Annotated in this window: 8 protein-coding genes, 1 tRNA gene and 1 pseudogene; 5 read left to right on the top strand and 5 right to left on the bottom strand. The window is 54.5% G+C overall.

Going from position 1 to position 19,674, the window contains the following annotated elements; genetic code table 11:
- Positions 1-96: 96 nt before the first annotated feature.
- The 5 genes and pseudogenes from trkA to rsfS all read right to left on the bottom strand — a co-directional run bounded on the left by trkA (position 97) and on the right by rsfS (position 7,587).
- Positions 97-1,437, bottom strand: a complete 1,341-nt coding sequence (gene trkA, locus JCM15908_RS10320; RefSeq protein ID WP_025003262.1) for a Trk system potassium transporter TrkA — start codon at positions 1,435-1,437, stop codon at positions 97-99.
- Positions 1,434-3,398, bottom strand: a complete 1,965-nt coding sequence (dxs, locus tag JCM15908_RS10315; protein WP_025003261.1) for a 1-deoxy-D-xylulose-5-phosphate synthase — start codon at positions 3,396-3,398, stop codon at positions 1,434-1,436. Before dxs ends, trkA begins: the two co-directional genes overlap by 4 nt.
- A 752-nt stretch (positions 3,399-4,150) precedes the next feature.
- A complete protein-coding gene (locus JCM15908_RS10310) occupies positions 4,151-5,014 on the bottom strand; it encodes a phosphatidate cytidylyltransferase (protein ID WP_025003260.1) in 864 nt (287 codons plus the stop codon).
- Entirely contained in the window at positions 5,004-7,067 is a 2,064-nt protein-coding gene (gene ftsH / locus JCM15908_RS10305) for an ATP-dependent zinc metalloprotease FtsH (RefSeq protein ID WP_025003259.1), read from the bottom strand. The genes JCM15908_RS10310 and ftsH overlap by 11 nt, the downstream gene beginning before the upstream one ends.
- A 161-nt stretch (positions 7,068-7,228) precedes the next feature.
- A pseudogene (rsfS, locus tag JCM15908_RS13720) lies at positions 7,229-7,587 on the bottom strand (ribosome silencing factor).
- Positions 7,588-7,892: 305 nt separating this feature from the next.
- On the opposite strand from rsfS, the gene JCM15908_RS10295 reads away from it, so the two are divergent.
- The 5 genes from JCM15908_RS10295 to sov (JCM15908_RS13715) all read left to right on the top strand — a co-directional run bounded on the left by JCM15908_RS10295 (position 7,893) and on the right by sov (JCM15908_RS13715) (position 18,945).
- Positions 7,893-7,963 (top strand) — tRNA-Gln (locus tag JCM15908_RS10295).
- A gap of 605 nt (positions 7,964-8,568) precedes the next feature.
- Complete coding sequence (locus tag JCM15908_RS10285; protein ID WP_234396443.1) at positions 8,569-10,311, top strand: DNA recombination protein RmuC; 1,743 nt, start codon at positions 8,569-8,571, stop codon at positions 10,309-10,311.
- Between the two features lie 368 nt (positions 10,312-10,679).
- Positions 10,680-11,300 (top strand): Holliday junction branch migration protein RuvA, encoded by a 621-nt coding sequence (ruvA, locus tag JCM15908_RS10275; protein WP_025003256.1) that lies wholly within the window; start codon positions 10,680-10,682, stop codon positions 11,298-11,300.
- A 62-nt stretch (positions 11,301-11,362) separates the two neighbouring features.
- Positions 11,363-13,333: a T9SS outer membrane translocon Sov/SprA gene (gene sov / locus JCM15908_RS15640; protein ID WP_373277431.1), complete on the top strand. Its 1,971-nt coding sequence runs from the start codon at positions 11,363-11,365 to the stop codon at positions 13,331-13,333.
- A complete protein-coding gene (sov, locus tag JCM15908_RS13715; RefSeq protein ID WP_373277433.1) occupies positions 13,270-18,945 on the top strand; it encodes a T9SS outer membrane translocon Sov/SprA in 5,676 nt (1,891 codons plus the stop codon). The genes sov (JCM15908_RS15640) and sov (JCM15908_RS13715) overlap by 64 nt, the downstream gene beginning before the upstream one ends.
- The last annotated feature ends 729 nt before the right edge of the window (positions 18,946-19,674 follow it).

The following is a 19,674-nucleotide window of genomic DNA, read 5'->3' as shown; positions in this document are numbered from 1 at the left end:
AAAGTGGGCAAGTCGCGCCCCGGCGGCAGCAGAATACAGTCATGCAGCAGGCCGACAGCCACTCTCGGCCCCATGCCGGGCCGGGCCTTCGGGGCATCAGTTGAAGAGCTGTTCCACCTTTTTCTTTTCCACATTGTAGCAGAAGACCACGACTAGGTCGCCGGCTTCAATCTGCGTGTTTCCCGACACGAGCATGCCTTCGTTGTTGCGCACGACGCCGCCGATGGTCATTCCCTTGGGGATGTTGACGTCCTTGATGGGCTTGCGCGTAATCTTCGAGCCTTGAACGGGGATGAGTTCCGCCACGTCTGCCTTGACCGACATGAGGAACTTCACGTTTTCAACGTTGGCATCGAGCATCATTTGGTAGATGTGTCCGGCAGCAATGGACTTCTTGTTGATGATGGTGCCGATGTCAAGACTGGCGGCCATGTTCACGTAGTCTACATTTTCGACGGCTGCGACAGTTTTCCTGACGCCCATTTGCTTGGCCGTCAGGCAGGCGAGTATATTGGTCTCGGTATTGGAAGTCAGGGCTACGAACGCCTGTGTGTTGCGGATGCCCTCTTCGGTGAGAAGTCCCGTGTCGCGTCCGTCGCCATTGATGACGAGCTTGTTCTCCTCAAAGAGTTCGTTCAGCTCCTCGCACCGGTTGACGTCCTGTTCTATTATCTTGACGTTCATGTACTCGGGCATGTTCTTCACCGCGCGGACGGCCGTCTGTCCTCCACCCATTATCATGACGTTCTTCACGTCTACATAATGCTCCTTCCCTACTATCTTGCGGATGTAGGGAATGTAGTTCTTGGTAGTCATGAAGTAGGCAAGGTCGTAGAGCTTAAGAGTATCGTTACCTCCCGGTATGATGGTTTCCGGCCCACGCTTGATGGCGACGACATGGTAGGGGTCGTCCGGGCCGCTGATATCGCGGAGGGGCTTGTCCAGAATCTGACATTCCTCACGCAGCTTGATGGCCAGCATGACAAGCGCACCGTCGTGCACGTCCCACCGCTGCCGCACCCACGACATCTTCAGTCCGTTGATGATGTCCTTGGCAGCGAGCATCTCGGGGTAGATGATGCTGTTGATACCGAGCTGCCGGAAGAAATCCTGATTCTGGGGTTCTATATACTCGGCATTGTCTACCTTCGCCACCGTTTTTCTTGCGCCCAGACGGTGGGCCATCATACAGGCGGTGAGGTTGGCGGCCTCGTTGGGCGTAACGGCGATGAAGAGGTCGGCATCCTGTGCGCCCACCTCCTTCAAGGAGTTGATGCTCGTCGGCGATGCCTCGATGGTCAGCAGGTCGTAGTTGCTGCCTAACCGTTCGAGCCGTTCGGCATTTTCGTCCATGAGCGTGATTTCTTGTTTCCCACGTGCGAGCAGTTTCGCCAAATATGTGCCGATGGCGTATGCTCCGGCAATGATTATCTTCATTTCTTTTTGTCTTGTTTTTCTTGCAGACAGGCAAGAATCTGTGTTTTGATGCTCTCGTTGTCTATGCCGCAGAGCTGGCGGAGCTGGGCCACCGTTCCCTGTTCTACGAACTGGTCGGGCATACCCATGCGGATGACGTGCCCAAGGTAGCCGTTGTCGGTCATCCACTCGCTTACCGCGCTGCCGAGACCACCGTTTCGGACACCGTCCTCTATGGTAATGACATGAGTACAATCGCGGGATACCTCGCGGAGAATGTTTTCGTCGAGTGGCTTGAGGAAGCGCATGTCGTAATGCACCACGCTGCCTGTCAGTTCCGTTTCCGGCTCGTCGCCAAGGGCTTTCAGCAGGTTCTCCACGTCGTTTCCTATCGGGCCGATGGTCAGCACGGCCACCCGGGGTGCAGAGGTGGCAGCATGGCCCGGAGAAACCTCGCTGAGCCTGCGTCCTGTGCCTGTTTCAACAGCTTCGAGCGGACACCGCCAGTCAGTCAACACTCCCCGTCCGCGCGGATAACGGATGACGAAGAAGCCTTGTCCGGGCTGTTGAGCGGTATACATCAGCCGGCGCAACTCGCGCTCGTCCATCGGTGAGGCAATGGTCAGATTGGGGATGGGGCGCAAAAATGCCATATCGAAAGCTCCGTGATGGGTGGCTCCGTCCTCGCCTACCAGTCCGGCACGATCGAGACAGAGTACTACGGGCAGGTTGAGAATGGCCGTGTCGTGGATGATATTGTCGTAGGCGCGCTGCGAGAAGGCGCTATAGATGTTGCAGAAAGGCTGCAAGCCGTCCTTGGCCATGCCTGCCGAGAAGGTCATGGCGTGGCCCTCGGCAATGCCCACGTCGAAAGTGCGGTCGGGCATGGCCTTCATCATGATGTTCATGGAGCAGCCTGTCGGCATGGCAGGGGTTACCCCGACTATGCGCGGATTCCGCTCGGCCAGCTCGAGGAGCGTTTCACCGAAGACATCCTGAAACTTCGGTGGCTGATGGCTATTGTCCTGCACAATGCGCTGTCCGGTTTCGGGGTCGAATTTGCCCGGTGCGTGCCATACGGTGGCACTCTTCTCTGCCGGTTCGTAGCCTTTTCCCTTCTTTGTATGAAGGTGGAGGAGCTTCGGGCCTTTCATGTCCTTTATCTGGCGGAGTATTCTCACCAGCTCTACAACGTCGTTTCCGTCGTAGGGGCCGAAGTATCGGATGTTCATTCCCTCGAAGAGGTTCTGCTGATGCGACAACGCAGCCTTGAAGGCATTGCTCAGACGGAGTATTCCGTTGCGTCGTTCATCGTTGAGCAGTCCCTTGGAGTAGAGCCATCGCGCAGCCTTGAAGCGCAGCCGGTTGTAGGTTTCGTTAGTGTCGAGGTTGAGCAGGTATTGCTCCATTCCCCCTACGGCACGGTCAATGGACATGTCGTTGTCGTTGAGGATGATGAGCAGGTCGTTAGGCTTCGACGAGGCATTGTTCAGTCCTTCAAAGGCCAGCCCGCCGCTCATGGCTCCGTCGCCTATGATGGCTACCACATGGCGGTCGGCATGTCCCGTCAGCTTGGCGGCAACGGCCATTCCCAAGGCAGCCGAAATAGAGTTGGAGGCATGTCCGCACGTGAAGGTATCGTACTCGCTTTCCAGTGGTGAGGGAAAGGGCATGAGTCCGTCGAACTTCCTATTCTTGCAGAAGCTCTCCCGCCGTCCTGTCAGAATCTTATGACCGTAGGCCTGATGCCCCACGTCCCAGACGATGCGGTCCTCAGGCGTGTTGAAGACGTAGTGGCAGGCTACCGTTATCTCCATGGCACCAAGGCTTGAAGCCAAGTGGCCGGGATTGACGGCAACCTCCTCTATAATGTCCTCGCGTAGTTCCCTGCAAACCTCGGGCAGCTCCTCCGTGCCCAGCTGGCGGAGGTCTGCCGGATATTGTATTTTGCTTAACAGCTTGTATTTTCTCTCGTTCGACATTAGCTTGTAATGTGGATAATCCTTTTGCAAAGATACGGCAATTCGCTTGAAATGCAAAATAAACACGAGCTAATTTAGGCGCATCGGGCAAATAGGTCTGTAACCGCTCATCTTTGTTTCCATCTTGCCTCATATAGGCGACTTTGATTAGGACAACGACAGCAGAATGCCTTTTTATACATTAATCCCAAAGCAAATATTAATCAGCTTTGTGATGATAGAGGAGATGCAAAGCCTGCGTATGGTTTCCCGTATATGATATTGGTGTGTACGAATCGTCTGACTCCGGCATGCGAAATAAAGGAAATAGGAAGTGAGGAATAAAGGGATGACAGGAAGTTACTGTCAAGCCATCATCCCTGTCGGACCTATAACGTACAGAATATCTGCCGATTGCGTGAATTGTTAAAAATGACAGCAAATGGTATGAAAACAAAAACAGGTATCATATAGCCTTCAGAGCTTCTAATATCGAAGTTCTGGAAAGTATGCTATTTGCGACTTTGATCATACATTCCTTTTATATAAATAATGTAAGGACAATCTTCAATTTCTGAGGCTTAAAAGACTCTGACTTATAAAAACTTTTTCCGCTGGCAACCACAGACTGCCGTTGCCGACAGGCTTCGTATGGGAAGTAGTTCCCGTTTGCGATATTGAGGAAATGAAAAACTGTATCAGCCGTGCGCCCCTTGATGTTTTGGGTGCACGTGTTGATACAGATTCCTATAGGGGGGGAGTGCGTTGCCGCGTTAAATCATCGTCAGCGAATAGAGGTAGACCACTGCTGCCGGGATGGCAAGGAGAGAAGAGTCGAAACGATCGAGCATGCCACCGTGGCCGGGCAGTATGCTGCCGCTGTCCTTGATGCCGAGAGTACGCTTGAAGAGGCTTTCGATAAGGTCGCCCCATGTTCCGAAAACGGCCACGACAAGTCCCAGTCCCATCCATTCGGGGATGTTCAGCGAGTGAGGCGTGCTGCTCTGACTGGTCAGGTAGCCTATCAGGGCCGCCACTGCCAAGACAAGGATGCCGCCGCCGATGCTTCCTTCCCAGCTCTTGCCGGGGCTGACGCGTGGGAATAGCTTATGCCTGCCGAGCAGCGAGCCGGAACAGTAGGCACCTGTGTCGTTTGTCCAAAGGAAGATGAAGATGCTCAGGGGCAGCAGCATGTCGATGGTCAGCTGGCCATGTTCGCTGACCTGAAACGCGAGTACGTTGATGAGCGAGAAGGGAAGTGCGATATACATCTGTCCGAGCATGGTGTAGGCCCAGTTGCTGACGGGCTGCTCATTCTTCAGATACAATTCCGAAACGAGCAGGTAGACGATGGTCAGGATATAGGGCACGAAGATGCTGAAGCCCTCTACGAAACCAAGGCGGTTGCCTGCAACGGCGACGAAGAAGTAGACGCCTGCCACGGTGGAGATGAAGCGGTTGACGCGTACACCGGGAATGTCAGAGACGAGTCCCGTGTACTCCCATAGTGTCATGCCGGTGATGATGGCAAAGAGGACGACCATGTAATGTGGCTGCAGGAAGCCTGCCACCATGATGGCAACGAAGAGCACGCCGGTGATGGCACGCGTGATGAGGTTTTTCTGCTTATCTGACATCGTCGTCTGAGGTTTTTGTCGTTGTTTCCTGTTCGTTGTTGTTCTCTCGCAGCGAAGCCTCGTGCTCTGCCTGTGCCTGTCTGACCGCTTCAGGCATGTCTTCGAGTTTCGGCTGTGCGTTCTCCTCGGCTTCCATCAGCTCCTGCGTGCGGCTGACCCACTGCCGTTTTCCGAATATGCGCTCTGCGTCTTCCGCCATGATGACCTCGCGCTCAATGAGCAGCTGCGCCAAGGCATTGTGCTCGCGCTTGTGTTCGGTAAGTATCTGCTTTGCACGGTCGTATTGTCCGTTTATCATCTTGAGCACCTCCTCATCGATGGCCTTGGCGGTCGTTTCCGAATAGGGCTTCTGGAAGTTGTACTCATCGTTGTTGTAGTAACAGATGTTGGGCAGTCTGTCACTCATGCCGGCGTAGGCTATCATGCCGAAGGCACTCTTGGTGGCACGCTCGAGGTCGTTCATGGCACCCGTGGAGATGTGTCCCGTGAAAAGCTCCTCGGCAGCGCGTCCACCCAAGAGCGAACACATCTCGTCGAGCATCTGTTCCTTGGTAGTGATGGGACGCTCTTCCGGCAGATACCATGCGGCACCGAGTGCCTGTCCGCGCGGCACGATGCTCACCTTCACAAGCGGATTGGCATGCTCGCAGAACCAGCTGATGGTGGCGTGTCCTGCTTCGTGCAGGGCAATGGTACGCTTCTCGTCGGCTGTCATAATCTTGGTTTTCTTCTCCAGACCACCGATGATACGGTCAACGGCATCAAGGAAGTCCTGCCTGCCTACCACCTCCTTGTTGTGGCGTGCGGCTATGAGTGCCGCCTCATTGCAGACATTGGCAATGTCGGCACCCGAGAATCCCGGAGTTTGACGTGCCAAAAGGTCAAGATCGACACTCTGGTCGAGCTTCAGCGGCTTCATGTGTACTTGGAATATCGCCTTGCGTTCGGGCAGGTCGGGCAGGTCTACATGTATCTGGCGGTCGAAGCGTCCGGCACGCAGCAGTGCCTTGTCAAGCATGTCGACACGGTTGGTAGCGGCGAGGACGATGACGCCCGAATTGGTTCCGAAGCCGTCCATTTCGGTCAGCAACGCATTGAGCGTGTTTTCGCGCTCGTCGTTCCCTCCCATGGACGGGTTCTTGCTGCGGGCGCGGCCCACGGCATCGATTTCGTCAATGAAGATGATGCAGGGCGACTTCTCCTTTGCCTGATGGAACACGTCGCGTACGCGGCTTGCTCCTACACCGACAAACATTTCGACGAAGTCCGAACCGCTCATGGAGAAGAACGGAACGCCTGCCTCTCCGGCCACAGCCTTTGCCAAGAGGGTCTTTCCTGTTCCCGGAGGTCCAACGAGCAGTGCACCCTTGGGAATCTTTCCGCCCAATTCGGTGTACTTCTTCGGGTTCTTCAGAAACTCTACAATCTCCTCTACTTCCTGCTTGGCCCCTTCTTGTCCGGCTACGTCCTTGAAGGTAACGCCGAGGTCGTTGGCTTTTTCGTAGAGTTTGGCTTTCGATTTGCCTACGCTGAATACTCCCCCGCCAGTTCCTGCACCGCCTCCCATGCGGCGCATAATCCATATCCACACACCGATGATAAGCAGCCATGGCAGTATGGAGACAAGGATATCCGTGAGGAGACTACCCTTCTGGTTCTCATAACTGAAGGAACCTATCTTCTTGTTCTTGACGGCTTGGGTGAGGAAGTTTTCGAGATTGTCAATAGAACCAATCTCTACCGTTACGTAGGGAGCCGGGCCTACCTGCTGCACTCCCTGCTTGAAGATTTCCCTGATATGCTCCGGCCCGACATACATCTTCAGCGTGCTCTCATTCTTGTTTACGACAACTCGCGTGGCGTAGCCCTTGTTGACATACTGGACGAACGAGGTGTAGTCTTTCTTTATGCCGCCACCCGTAGCCAACAAGCCGTTGTTGTTGGCAAAGAAGGTTACGGCAATGGCAATAATGGCAAAGATGTAGAGCCAAGTCATGTTGAACTTGGGCATCTTTGGGCCGTTTGGCTGATTGTTTGGATTCTGATTCTCCATTTACTGAATCGTTTTTGGTAATGAATAATGATAAAGACAGGGGAACCATCCGCCTCTGCATGTTAAGCGTAGCGCGAAGACGTATGGGATGCGAGGGCGTTCCCGTTCCGGCAGAGACCTTGCTGTCTCGCCCGGCAAAGCTCGGGCAGCGTTTCCGGCTGTTAGTCGAGGTCGGGGATTCTCTCCAGTCTTGCGTCCTCCCAAAGATGCTCCAAGTCGTAGAACTCGCGCATCTCGGGAATAAAGATGTGAACCATGACGTCTACATAGTCCAAGGCTACCCATTGGGCGTTCTCCAGTCCTACGCAGTTGACGGGCTTTTCGCCGTCATGTTCGCGTACATAGTCGCCCACCGACTCGGCTATGGCCTCCACCTGCTGTGGCGAATTGCTTGGCAGATGATGAAGTAGCTGCAAATGCTGCCGTCTATTTCCCTAAGGTCAGCAATAACTATGCCACGTCCCTTCTTATCTTGAATACCATTTGTAATTGATTCTACCAGTCTTTTTGTTTCGTTCATTGAAATTTTCCTTGTATTCACTTGTTTACCTCTTTTTATTTATATAGCGTGCAAAGATACGGCAAAAGGAATGAAGTGCAAAGGATTTTCATTTTATTTTGCTTTTCAGGCAGTTTTGTCAGTATACCGCCATGCAGCCGGTATCAACCCGGTGTTGAGGCTGTACCAATGGTCTCCAGTCTCCCCGTTTTGCATTTTGAAGAAGGCGCAGAAATATTTTTAGCAAAAAATCTCCAAAATATTTTGTGGTTCCATAAGAATATTATACCTTTGCAATCGCAATTCAGAAATGAATTGCCGATTATTGGGATATGGTGTAATGGTAACACTACAGATTCTGGTCCTGTCATTCCTGGTTCGAATCCGGGTATCCCAACAAGGACAGCCGATTGATTTCAATCGGCTGTTTTTATTGCTATATGGTCTTCTACCTTTTCTAAATGGAACGGCACGGGAACGCTAACGGAAGTGTTGGCTCTCCTACTGCTTTTTTCTCTCACTGCCTCTCTGTGTCTTCCGGCAATCATGCTGCTTATTTGTCTTGTTCTGTCCTGCCTTGCACGTTTCCGTCTGCATATTTATGACTGGCAAGAATCTTCCTTGGCACTCCCTGAAGATGAGAGGGAATCCCTGCGGAATATGTGCTCTTGTAAATTGGAAGTGCGACAAGAAAAAACGAGAATGTAACTTTGGCTGTACGAAAACGGCACTTTCACTATGCGAAAGGGGCTTACCCGTATGGTAAAAGTGCCGCTTTCACCGGGCCGTTCTGCCGGAATGGCGGAGTGGCAGGATTTTATCTTCGCATCCGGCAAGCTGCATTTTATCCCCGGCAAATACGTTGTCATTCCATTTTTTGTAGTACCTTTGCCTAAGACTTCGGTGTCTGGGAATACGACGAAGCCCTTGCGCCCCGACGGGGACAGGGCGGCCGGATGCAGGGGCAGGCTTTATTATTCATCAAAAAATCACAGGCAGACAATGGGAACATATTTGGTAATAGCCGTCATAGGCATGGTGGTAATGGCGATACTGGGCTACCAGCTCGGGAAGAAGAACGTGCCCGATAACGGCGACGCGGCACGGGTGGAGTCGCTCGGGACGCAGGTCAGCGAGCTGACCGCACGGACGGCCTCGCAGGCAGCCGCCCTTGAGCGGCAGACGGCGGAGATAAGACAGCTGACATCGGAACGCGACGTGGAGAAGACGAACGCCCTGCATGCCGCGGCCTCGCTGGAGGAATACAGACGGCAGGCTGAACAGCAACGCACGGAGACCCTGCAACGGTACGAAAGGGAGACGGCCGAGAGAGCCGAACGCTTCGAGACACAGCTCGCAGAGCAGAAACAGCTCATGGAAAGGCAGGCAGAGACTCTGCGCAGCGAACATGCTGACGAGAAGAAGACCATGGAAGAGCGGAGCATACGCGAGATAGCCGAACTGAAAGCGTCCTACAAAACTCAGATAGAACGGATGAGGGAGGACACAGAAAGTCAGCTGACGGAACTGAAGGCATCCTACAACCGGCAGCTCGAACAGGTGAAGCAGACTTCTGAGAAGCAGCTGGAAGCTCTGCGCGAAATGAACAGAAAGCAGGTGGAAGACCAGTTGACGCTCATTCGGGAACAGATGAAATCGACCTCCGAATCGGTACTGAAAGCCCGTCAGGAAGAGCTGGGCGAACAGAATAAGGAGCAGGTCTCCAAAATTGTTGACCCGTTGCAGCAGAGCCTCAAGCTGATGAAGGAGGCACTGGAAGACTCGAAGGAAAAGCATCAGGAGGCTCTACACAAGCTCGACGCCACCATTCAGGCCAACATGAAGAACAGTCAGGACCTCGGCGAGACGGCTGCCCGGCTGACCCGCGCCCTCACGGGCGAGGTGAAGGTGCAGGGAAACTTCGGCGAGCTAAAGCTCCGGCAGCTGCTCGAAGACCTCGGCCTGAAGGACGGCGAGCAGTTCTCCTCGCAGGCCCATCTGCGCGACAAGTTGGGCAAGCTCGTCAAGGACGACGAGGGGAAGGGGCTGATTCCCGACTTCATCCTCCACTTCCCCAACAAGCGCGACGTGGTGGTCGACGCCAAAATGTCCTTTACCGCCTACGAACGCTACGTCAACAGCGAGTCGGCGGAGGAGCAGAGCGAGTTTCTGAAGCAGCACCTGATGAGCGTCCGCGCACAGGTAGACCGGTTGGCCCGGAAAGACTACAGCAAGTACTTGCAGGAGGGGTACAACAAGCTGAACTTCGTCATCATGTATATCCACACCGAAGGGGCACTGAACCTCGCCCTGCTCAACGACGGCTCGCTCTGGCGCGAGGCCTACGACAAGGGCGTCCTGATATTGGGCCCGCAGACGATGTATATGAATCTGCGTATTCTGGAACTGATGTGGACGCAGGTAAGGCAGCTGAAGAATCAGGAAGACATGATGAAGGCCGCCAACCAGATTATCGACCGTACTCAGGACTTCGCCATACGCTTTGGTGATGTAGACTCGAAGATGGCCGACGTAGTGAAGAGCATGAACAAGCTGAAGATAACGACGGCCGAGAGCGGCTCAAGCATCATAACGGCAGCGAAGAACCTTCTCAGGGCAGGGGCACGCGAAAACAAGAAGAAGAAAAGTCTGGGCGAGGCTTCGCCATCGGTTTTTATCGATGCCGACCCGACCGAAATCATATCCGACCGCAGCATGAATACGGAGATTGAGAAGCAGGAGTAAGGAATATCCAACCGATAGAAACCCCTCCCTCATCTTCCCCGGCAGGGAAGAATGTCTGCGGAGCGGGCGTTGCCGTGGGAGGCGGAGGTATTCTTGAGTTTCCATTCCTGCCCAGTTCGCTGATGCAGGATAATATCCTCAAACGGGTAAACTGGCAATGCCGATGGTGGGAAAGACACCATCGGATTTTTGGTTTTCAGTCTTTTATACGGTCAGCCGGAAAAGACAACCAAGCCGTTAAGCTGACAAAGAAATTCAGCTTTTTCGCTTTCTCGCTGCCCCGATACAATAAAGAGGGAACGGGCACGTTAGATAAGGTGTATATACAGAATATCCTTGCAGGGCCAAGGAGGAACAGTTATTGAATTATGATAGAATATATCAGGGGCGAACTCGCCGACCTGTCTCCGGCATTGGCTGTTGTCGATGCCAACGGGGTGGGTTATGCGCTGAACATATCGCTTAATACGTACACCGCCATACAGGGCACGAAGGGCGTAAAGCTCTATGTGCATGAAGCCATCGTTACGGGTGGACGCGACGACAGCTACACGCTCTACGGCTTTGCCACCCAGCAGGAGCGTGCGCTCTACCGCATGCTGATAACCGTATCGGGCGTAGGGGCAAACACGGCAAGGATGATACTCTCGTCCGTTACGCCGGCCGAACTCTGCAACGTCATTGCCAACGGTGACGAGAAGATGCTCAAAAGCGTGAAGGGCATCGGACTGAAGACAGCCCAGCGCATCATCGTCGACCTGAAAGACAAGATTATGTCGAGCGGAATAGCCGACGAATTCCGCGTGGGGACAAAGGACGGAGGTGCCCCGGCGGTGGATACTGCCGTCAGAGACGAGGTGGTCAGTGCGCTGACCATGCTGGGCTTCTCGCCTGCACCCTCTGCCAAGGTGGTGTCGGCCATTCTTGCAGAACAGCCCAGCCTACCCGTGGAGCAAGTGGTAAAACTGGCTCTGAAGCAGATAAAATAGCCTCTCTGCGGTTCTTCGCCCTGACTGCCGACTCCCGTTACCGCTCAAATAAAGTTGTTCGCTTGAAAAAAAGAAAATACATATTGCTCCTGCTCCCCCTGCTGCTGACAATTGTCAGCATGATAGTATGGGGACGTCCGCTTTCCGCCGTGCCCTCGCTGGAGAAGGCGATGGGGCTTCTTGTCCCCGTTGATACGGCCAAGAAGGTGAAATTGCCCGACGTGGAAATCGACGAGGAGGAGATTCCCGACTCGCTGCTCCATCCCCGATGGAAGGTGCAGCGCACGACACCCATTACCTACGACGACCTCAACCGGAACTCCACCGACCTTGTCCGCCCCGAGAACATGCGCCAGACCGTGGAGTATAATGACACGCTCGACCGATACGTCATAGGCAACAAAATAGGCAACTCCTACGTGATGGCCCCTATAATGATGACTCCCGAGGAGTACCGCGCGTGGACGGAGAAGCGCAGTTTTGCCGAGTACTACCGCTCGAAGAATCAGGAGATACTACAAAAGAAGGGAAAGGAGAAGTTCGACTTTACGGACATGCACTTCTCGCTCGGACCGGCAGAGAAGATATTCGGGCCGGGCGGCGTGCGCATCAAGACACAGGGAACGGCTGAACTGAAGTTCGGTGCAACCGTAAAGAACATAGACAACCCGTCGCTGCCCATCCGCAACCGCAAGATGACGACGATGAACTTCGACGAGAACATCAATCTGAGCGTAAACGGCAAGGTGGGTGACAAGGTCAACATGAACCTGAACTACAACACCAATGCTACTTTCGACTTCGATTCGCAGAACTTCAAGCTGAAGTACGAGGGGAAAGAAGATGAGATTATCAAGCTCGTGGAAGGCGGAAATGTTTCCTTCCCGTCCAACAACTCGCTCGTTCAGGGTGCTTCCGCACTCTTCGGCATCCGCACGGATATGCAGTTCGGCAAGCTGAAGCTACAGACGGTGGTCTCGCAGAAGAAGTCGTCCAACAAGAGTGTCAGCTCCAAGGGTGGCAAGCAACTGACCCCCTTCGAGATGGATGCGGCCGACTACGAGGAGAACCGCCACTTCTTCCTCTCGCAATACTTCCGCGAACGCTACGACGCAGCGATGAAGACGCTCCCCAACCTGACCACGGGCATCACCATCAGCCGCGTGGAAATATGGGTAACTAATAAGACCGGCAACACCAATAATACGCGCAACATCGTCGCCCTGACCGACCTCGGAGAGAGCCAGAGGGTCAGCCGGCAGGATTTGTGGGGAAGTGGCGGCACGCCCGTACCCTCCAACAATGCCAATAGTGAGTATTCTACCATCGCACAGGGCAACCCGGCCGTGCGCGACATTGACCAGAGTGCCACCATTCTGGACGGACTGGGACTTACCGGAGGCGCAGACTACGAGAAGCTGTCCAATGCCCGGTTGCTCAACAGTTCGGAATACCGGCTGAATAGTGCCCTTGGCTATGTATCGCTGAATATGGGATTGCAGACCGATCAGGTACTTGCGGTGGCCTACGAATATACATACGGTGGCGTAACCTATCAGGTCGGCGAGTTCGCCAGCGACCGCACCAACGTCGGGGAGGCTCTCTTGGTAAAGGCACTGAAGAATACGAGCAACAATCCACGCCAAGGTAACTGGGGCTTGATGATGAAGAACGTCTACTATCTTGGCGGAACGGTGGAGAGAGACAAGTTCCGTCTTGACGTGAAATTTCAGAGCGACACGACGGGTGTGTACCTTTCTTATATTCCCGAACCGCAGGTGAAGAGCCAAACCCTCATCAGGCTGCTCGGCGCTGACCGTCTCGACAACAACAACAATCCGCATCCGAATGGCTATTTCGACTATGTGGAGGGCTATACCATCAGTAACGGACGCGTCTTCTTCCCAGAGGCGGAGCCGTTCGGCGCATATCTGTATAATAGTCTCATAGATAAGGGCATCCCGCAGAAATTGCCAAGAAGTACGCCTTCACCGAGCTGTACGACTCTACCAAGACCGTCGCCAAGCAGATAGCCGAGAAAGACAAGTTTCAGCTTGTGGGGCAGTTCCGCGGAACGAGTGCCAACGTCATCTCGCTGGGTGCCTACAACGTTCCGCAAGGTTCCGTTGTCGTTACCGCAGGAGGAGTTACGCTCAGCGAAGGGGCAGACTACAGCGTCGACTATAGTGCCGGTGAGGTAACGATACTCAACCAGAGCATCCTCGATGCAGGTACTTCCATCAATGTATCGCTTGAAAGCCAGAGCTATGTGGCGCAGGAACGCAAGACGATGCTGGGCTTGAACTGGGAGTACGACTTCTCTAAGAACTTTCAGGTGGGCGGTACGATTATGCACCTGTCCGAACAGCCGCTGACAACTAAGGTCAACATGGGTGCCGAGCCGCTCAACAACACGATATGGGGCGTCAACCTCAACTGGAAGAAAGAGAGCCAGTGGCTGACCAATGTGCTCGACAAGCTGCCTTTCCTACACCTGACCCAGCCGTCGCACATCTCGCTTTCTGCCGAGTTTGCGCAGTTGATAGCAGGTCAGAGCAAGGGAACGCAGGATAATGCGTCCTATCTTGACGACTTTGAGGAGACGAAAAGCACCATAGATGTCAGCCGGCCGACTTCGTGGATTATCTCCAGTGTTCCGACCGACTTCCCCGAGTCAAGCGACAAGACGACCCTACGCAGCGGCTATAACCGCAGTCTCTTGGCGTGGTACAGCATAGATCCGCTCTTCACACGCCGCAGCAGTTCGCTCACACCGGGACATATCAAGAGCGACCTCAACCAGCTCTCCAACCATTACGTGCGTGAAGTGCCTGTCCGCGAGCTGTTCCCGAACCGCGAACAGAGCAATTATTCAGGTGCGGTATCAACTCTTTCCGTTCTCAATCTGGCTTATTATCCTTCCGAGCGTGGCCCGTACAATTTCAATCCCGACCTCAACGCTGACGGAACTCTCAATAATCCCAAGGCGAAGTGGGGAGGGATGATGCGCAAACTCGACACCAATGACTTTGAATTAGCCAATATCGAGTATGTAGAGTTCTGGATGCTCGACCCATTCATCTACTCCAACCAGCAGGCAGACGCTTCCCGATATGGCGGCGACTTCTATATCAATTTGGGAGAGATGTCGGAAGACGTGCTCCACGACGGAAAGAAGTTCTACGAGAGTGGCATGCCCGTGGATGGCAGCAATGCTTGGACGACGACACAATGGGGACGCATACCCACGCAACCGACCGTCAGCTATGCCTTTGCCACCACTGCCGGCAGCCGTACCTTGCAGGACGTGGGCTTCAACGGGCTTACCGACAAGGAAGAACAGGAGTTTGCATCGTATCAGGACTTTCTGACGGCTGCCCGAAGCAAGACCAATCAGGCTGTGTTCGACTCCATCTGGGCCGATCCGGCGAACGATGACTACCACTATTTCCGCGGTTCGGACTGGGATAGAATCCAAGCCCCCATCCTTGACCGCTACAAGCGCATCAACAATCCGCAGGGAAACTCGCCCGACAACGAGAACAACAACGAGCGGTACGACACCTCCTACAAGACGACTCCCGACGTAGAGGACATCAATCAGGACTATACGCTCAACGAATACGAGAAATACTACCAATACAAGGTGAGCATCCGGCCCGAAGACCTCGTCGTCGGGCAGAACTACATCGTTGACAAACGGTCGAGCGTTGTTACGCTTCAGAACGGCAACAAAGAGGAAGCGACGTGGTATCAGTTCCGTATTCCACTCACCGAATACCAGAAACGGGTGGGCGGCATCAGCGATTTCACGAGCATCCGATTCATGCGCATGTTCCTTTCAGGCTTCGAGAGACCCGTCGTTCTCCGCTTCGGGACGCTCGACCTCGTCAGCGGAAAATGGCGGCAATATCAGCAGAACCTCACCAACGCAGCTGCCACATCGGGTTCGATGGTGGTCAGCGCAGTGAGCATAGAGGAGAACAATGACAAGACACCAGTCAACTATGTCCTCCCTCCCGGCATTGAGCGCGGACAAGACCCCAGTCAGCCCCAGCTCGTTCAGGACAACGAGCAGTCTCTTGCCATGACCGTGAACAACTTGGCAACCCGCGAATCGAAGGCCGTCTACAAGAATACGACCCTCGACATCCGCCAATACAAGCGGCTACAGATGTTCGTCCATGCCAACGCCTTGGAGCAGAACACGACCAGTCTCACCGACAACCAGCTGGCAGTCTTCGTCCGTCTCGGTTCCGACTACAAGAACAACTACTACGAATACGAAATTCCGCTGAAGCTGACACCGCACCGCGACACCCCCTACGACCAATACTCGTATGCCGACTGCCGTGCCGTGTGGCCCGAGGAAAACATGCTCGACATTCCGCTCGACCTCCTCACGAGCGTCAAGAAGCAGCGCAACCAAGGCCGTGCCAACGGTACGGCAAGCTACAACCGCGAGTTCTCCGTCTACGACGAGGCTCACCCTGCCAACCGCGTCAGCATCATGGGTAATCCGACCCTCGGCGAGGTAAAGACGATGATTATAGGTGTGCGCAACCTTGCGGGCAGCGAGAAGAGCGGAGAAGTGTGGGTTAACGAGCTGCGCCTGCGCGAATTTAACAACGAAGGCGGCTGGGCAGCCCGCGGGCAGCTCAACATCCAGTTGTCAGACTTCGGAACCATCGACGTGAACGCAAGCCGCAGCACCGACGGCTTCGGCGGTCTGGAACAGGGAGTCAGCGAGCGTCAGCAGGAGACCATGACCGACGTGAGCGTTACGACGAGCCTCGAGCTGGGCAAGTTCTTCCCCGACAAGGCGAAGGTTTCCGCACCTTTATATTATAGCGTTACCAAGAGCGAGAGCAGGCCGAAGTACAATCCGCTCGACACCGACATGCGTCTGGCCGATGCCCTCGACGGGGCAGCAGACAAGCGAGAGCGCGACTCCATAGAGTCGATAGCCGTTACGAAGCGCACGACGACCAACTTCTCGCTTTCCAACGTCCGTGTAGGCATACAGACCAAGCGGCATCCGATGCCTTACGACCCTGCCAACTTCTCCTTCTCCTACAGCCATTCCCACACGCATACGTCGGGAGAGACGACCGTCTACGAGAACGAGGACAACTGGCGCGGCGCACTCAACTACAGCTGGACGCCTGTCTACAAGCCATTCGCCCCCTTCAAGAAGCTGATAAAGAGCCGCTCCAAGTGGTTCGACATACTGAGACGGTTCGAGCTGAACTGGCTTCCGCAGAACGTGGCGTTCAACACCGAGATGACGCGCAACTATTATGAACTTCAGGAACGCGACATGGAGTCGACCGAAAACTCCATGCTTCCACTGACCTTCAACGAGCAGTTCCTCTGGAACCGCGACTTTTCCCTGCGGTGGGACCTGACCCGCAACCTGCACCTCAACTTCCAGAGTGCCACCCATGCCGAGGTGGAGGAGCCTTATACGCCCGTCAACAAGAGTCTCTACCCCGACCGTTACGATGCTTGGAGAGACTCCGTGAAGCAGAGCATCCGCAACTTCGGCTCGCCTCTCGACTATCAGCAGAACTTCACCCTTTCCTACCAGTCGCCCCTGAACCTCATTCCCGCGTTCGACTGGGTGAACGCCGACGCCAACTATACGGCTGCCTATACGTGGGTGCGCGGCACGGACCTCGAAGACGGAACGTCGCTCGGCAACACCATCACGACCAACCGCTCGCTCAACATCAACGGGACGCTGAACATGGAGAAGCTCTACAATCACAGCCCGTTCCTGAAGAAGACCAACGAACGATTCAACAAGTCGGCAAGGACATCCCCCACCCGAGAGAAGAAACTGAACCGAAGCGACAAGCCGAAACCCAGCCTGAGCAGTTCGGACAAGACAAGGAACGACAAGGAAAAGCAGCTTCCGAAGAACCAGAAGAGCTTCGAGAAGGAGGTAACCATCAAGGCCGACACGACGCTCGTCGTATCTCACGGAAAGAAAACCAAGCGAATACTCGTCTCTACGAGGACAGCCGAGGGAAAGACGGTAAAGCTGAAGTGGAAGAAGATGGACGACAACAGCATCAAGCTCTTCAACAAGACCGACTCCGCCATCCGCCTCAAGCTCACCGTTACCCCGAAGGAGCCGCTCGACGACAAGGGATGGTACAAGACGGCGCAGTGCATTGCGCGCGTGCTGATGATGGTACGCAACGTCAGCGTCTCCTACCGCAACCAGTATTCCATGTCGCTGCCGGGCTTCATGCCGACCGTCGGCGATGCCTTCGGGCAGCGGAGGGGAACCGGGGCCATGTCGCCGGGGCTCGACTTTGCCTTCGGTCTGGTAGACGACGGCTATATAGACAAGGCGCGGGAGAACGGATGGCTGCTCATAAACGACAGCGTGGCGACGCCGGTATCCACCAACAACACCGAGGACGTGCAGCTGCGCATGACCCTCGAGCCGGTGAAGGACCTCAAGATAGACCTCACCGCGAGCCGGACACAGACCAAGTCGAAGAGCATACAGTACATGTACGTCGGCAATCCGACCACGCAGAGCGGAACGATGGCCATGACGACCATCTCGATAGGCTCTGCCTTCGAGTCGAAGGGCAACGCCAACAACGGCTACCGCAGTGCTGCGTTCGAGAAGTTCGTCAACTCGCTCGACGGCTACCGCGACCGCGTCGAGGCGCGCTATCGGGGCGCAACCTACCCTGCATCGTTCGGGGGCGGCCAGTTCGACCCTGCCGTCGGGGCGGTCAACAAGTATAGTGCCGACGTGATGATTCCCGCCTTCCTCGATGCCTATACGGGCATGAGCGGCAACGGGCTGGGACTCTTCCCAAAGCTCCGCAGCCTGCTCCCCAACTGGACGATACGCTACAGCGGCCTGTCGCGCCTGCCGTTCTTCCAGCAGTATTTCAAGAGCGTCAACATCAACCACGGCTATTCGAGCCGGTTCTCCATAGGCTCCTACCAGAGCTACAGCACGTGGCAGGAGTACATGGGCGACCTCGGCTTCATTGCCGATGCCGCGACGGGCAACCCCGTCCCAAGCTCCATGTTCAACATCCCGATGGTCAGCATCACCGAGAACTTCTCTCCGCTGCTGGGCATCGACCTGACGATGCAGAACAACCTGACCATCAAGATGGAGTACAAGAAGACGCGCAACCTGATGCTCTCGATGACGAGCGTACAGCTCAACGAGTCGGACACGAAAGACTGGGTGCTCGGATTCGGCTACAGGGTGAACAACATCAACCTCTTCGGCCCCCGCAACCGCCGTCTGGTGAAGAACAGCCGCAAGGCCAACGGCAACGGCAGCCAGCAGAACGGCAAGGACGGCCAGACTGCCCGGACTACGCAGAGCACGGGATTCAACCACGACCTGAACCTCCGCTTCGACCTCCACTACGTCCGTCAGGCAGCCATCACGCGCGACATCGCCACGCTGACGTCCTCCGCCTCGAGCGGCAACACGGCCTTCTCGGTGGCGTTCATGGCCGACTACACGCTCAGCCGCCTCGTCACGGCAGCGGTCTACTACAATCTCCAGATTAATACTCCACTGCTTTCGGCAGGCAGCTATCCTACGACGACCCACGACTTCGGCGTCAGCCTGAAGCTGAGCCTGACCCGGTAGCCGGCCGGCAATATCCCTTCCGACAGGCAGATGAGGGGCGGACGGTACATGGTTTCGACAGCTCCGGCAAAGTTTCCTTGCCCTGTCGGTAGCCCAGAATCCAAAGGCAGGAATATGATTTTATGACTGTCTGTTTATCAGAAACATATAAAGATATAACGAATAGATTTGTTTCATTTTTAGAGAGTGTCATTTTCACTTTATGAAAGCGGTACTTTCGCGTTGCGAAACCGACACTATCGCTGTGTCAAACTGCCACTTTCACGATGCGAAAACGGCACTTTTCGTTTTGCTGTCTTTTTGAGCTGATGGAATGAGTGCAAATGGTAGTTGTTCCGTCTGTTGTTTTTCGGGTAGCCACCCTCAGGCTCTGGGTTGATTATCAAGTATTTTTCCGTATTCTTGATTTGTTGTATGTCTGGTTTAACAGCCTGTAAAGTGTGGTTGTTCTCCGTTGCTCTGAAAATGGAAGCAGTATCTTGTTTCTGCCCCTAAATTGCTTCATGACTGCTGTCTCTTCACTTCGGTTTGCTGTTACAGGCTTTTGGTGGTGTTTTATGTGTGGCTGTTTTCCTTTTTATTTGTCTGTTCTGCTGTGTCCTGTACGGTAAAAGCAATGCGATTGTACAGAAAAAGGTGGTTTTGTTTTGTCTTTTCCAAAGTTTAGTGTATCTTTGCAGTGTATTTGGCTCCGTAGCTTAGCTGAATAGAGCGTCAGATTCCGGTTCT

Source organism: Prevotella dentasini JCM 15908 (assembly GCF_000614065.1).
Taxonomy (GTDB): Bacteria; Bacteroidota; Bacteroidia; order Bacteroidales; family Bacteroidaceae; genus Prevotella; species Prevotella dentasini.
This window is presented reverse-complemented; position numbering and strand designations above follow the sequence as displayed.

What these genes read in the sequence shown, in the direction of transcription:
- JCM15908_RS10285 (WP_234396443.1), top strand. Translation starts at nt 8,569, where the DNA reads ATGGGAACATATTTGGTAATAGCCGTCATAGGCATGGTGGTAATGGCG.
- trkA (WP_025003262.1), bottom strand. Translation starts at nt 1,437, where the DNA reads ATGAAGATAATCATTGCCGGAGCATACGCCATCGGCACATATTTGGCG.
- ftsH (WP_025003259.1), bottom strand. Translation starts at nt 7,067, where the DNA reads ATGGAGAATCAGAATCCAAACAATCAGCCAAACGGCCCAAAGATGCCC.
- dxs (WP_025003261.1), bottom strand. Translation starts at nt 3,398, where the DNA reads ATGTCGAACGAGAGAAAATACAAGCTGTTAAGCAAAATACAATATCCG.
- ruvA (WP_025003256.1), top strand. Translation starts at nt 10,680, where the DNA reads ATGATAGAATATATCAGGGGCGAACTCGCCGACCTGTCTCCGGCATTG.
- JCM15908_RS10310 (WP_025003260.1), bottom strand. Translation starts at nt 5,014, where the DNA reads ATGTCAGATAAGCAGAAAAACCTCATCACGCGTGCCATCACCGGCGTG.